2 protein-coding genes are annotated in these 2,043 nt (G+C 51.9%); both read left to right on the forward strand.

Annotated elements, in window-relative coordinates:
- Positions 1-63: 63 nt before the first annotated feature.
- Positions 64-360 (forward strand): hypothetical protein, encoded by a 297-nt coding sequence (locus tag G474_RS23665; protein ID WP_156919339.1) that lies wholly within the window; start codon positions 64-66, stop codon positions 358-360.
- 199 nt (positions 361-559) lie between these two features.
- Complete coding sequence (locus tag G474_RS23670; protein ID WP_156919340.1) at positions 560-1,465, forward strand: hypothetical protein; 906 nt, start codon at positions 560-562, stop codon at positions 1,463-1,465.
- Positions 1,466-2,043: the final 578 nt, after the last annotated feature.

Here is a 2,043-nt window from a genome sequence, read left to right on the forward strand (position 1 = left end):
CGCTGGACGCTGCGCGATAAAGCGTCGCGCAGCGCCCCTTACCTATAACGTTGGGGGGCTTGAATGCATAGCGCCGCGAAGAAAGTTGCAAAGTGGTACGGGGCTTGGGCTCTTGCGCTGCTCGCAATCGCAGCTCTCGGCAACTCCTTCAGTGGTCACGGTGAGTACGGCGTTTCCACCCATCTCTGGCTTACGATCACCGGCCTCCCGCTCTCTCTTCTCTCGTGGTACGTCCAGAACGGCACCGTCCTGGGCGTTCTGGTCGCCGGTCTCATCGGCACAGCGCAATGGACTGCTGTCGCCGAAGCTAATGCCCGCTGGGAAGCATGGCGCCAAAGACGAGAGGTGAAAAACCCATGATTTTTCTTGCCCCGCCCCCCAACCCGGCAGTCGAGCGGACCTGCGCAAAAAGCCGCGCAGTCCGCTCACTTCTACGTTGGGCATCACGATGAGACTTTCCGCGCACCGAGATTTTCACAAGGCACTACAGCGCATTCGGCTCTTGTATGAGGCGACCATGCACTCATATGGAGTGCTTTATGAAAGCGGGCGAGAGGCCATGCGAGACTCAAGCCGGAGGGACGAGAAAGTCGAGTTCCATCTTGGGTCAGAAGTTGTGAAACGGCAGCTAAAGGTAGTCACGTACCATGCTCGTGACGTTTATCCTGAACTCTTGCGTTCAACCCTTCTCGTGCGGGTTGTCGCTGCATACGAAGCATTTCTCGTAGACTGTATCGAGGAAGTTTCCACTAGGTCGCGAGAGCCATTTCTCAACGACGGTCGGGTCGATTTTTCGCAGGAGCAGTTGCTAACCATAGATGCTCAGGAAGGCGTGTACCACCACATTGTCAAGAAGACACTCCGACGCTTGACTAGTGGTGGCCTGAAGGAAATTCGGAAGTTTTATCAGAAGAGCCTTGGAATAGACCTCATAAGCGAACCAGCGGCTTTTGGCACAGTTGAAGAAATTCACGACCGCCGACATTTGTTCGTACACCGATCCGGCTACGCCGATGGCGAATACGTGGCAAAACATGGCTCCACCGGGGCTGTTGAAGACAAGTTGCTTCCTGTCCCTGAGGCTTATCTGGTGAGTGTCCTTCAGACACTTGAAGCTTCGGGGCTTCACATTAAGAAGTCTCTTGAGGCCAGATATCCGGAACCCCCAACTCGTCGTTACATTTCTGGTGATTTTGTACTCCCCGATGAGCCAGAACACCTTCTATTTATTTCTTTTCAGGTACGAAACGAACAGGGGAGAGCTGGTTTTTCAGATCTCAGCCTACCGTTGAATGAAGAAAAAACTCTGAAGAACATCGTCGCTTGGGCATCGGATGACGGGAAATTACTTCGCATGCTTGTTGGTGGAGATTCGCGTTCGCTAATAGCTCTTCGCAATGTGCTACGAGAAAGGGAACGTAATGGAAGTATCAGCCCTATTGAATCATTCAAGGTAAAACGATGATGCCCAACCCATCATTCCACCGGACCTGCTCGAAAAGCCGCGCAGGCCGGTGAATTCAAACGTTAGGGCAACAATGCGCTTTTTCTCCTTCACCTTGGTTCTTTCGTTCGGCCTAGTCGCAAACGCATATGCGTGCTCATGTGTCAGGCAAGATTCTGATGCGCTATATGTTGATTCAGCATCTCAAGTTTTCGTTGGCCGTGTTGTATCCGGCCGCGTTCTAAATGAAAAGGACAAGGGCTCCGAAGTTGAGATATCCGTATCTGAGGTAGTCAAAGGAAGCACGGGATCGGTGACTACCTTATGGTCAGGACCAGCCAAAGACTCTTGCAGCGTGAGCTTCACGATTGGCTACGAGTACATATTCTTCATTCAAGATGACGGACTTGTTTGGCATTGCTCAGGTACGCGTCGATACAATCGCTTCTTAGATCAGAAGGTTCTTGAGCGTGTTAAATCGTATGTTCGATAACTGCCCTAACACTACGTATATGGACTCCCCCGGAAATCAAGGAAACTGAACGATAGGTTTGGCAGCTGGAAAGCGCATGCAGTCGTATATCCGGCATCTGGTGTGG

It is taken from the genome of Azovibrio restrictus DSM 23866, assembly GCF_000429665.1.
GTDB lineage: Bacteria > Pseudomonadota > Gammaproteobacteria > Burkholderiales > Rhodocyclaceae > Azovibrio > Azovibrio restrictus.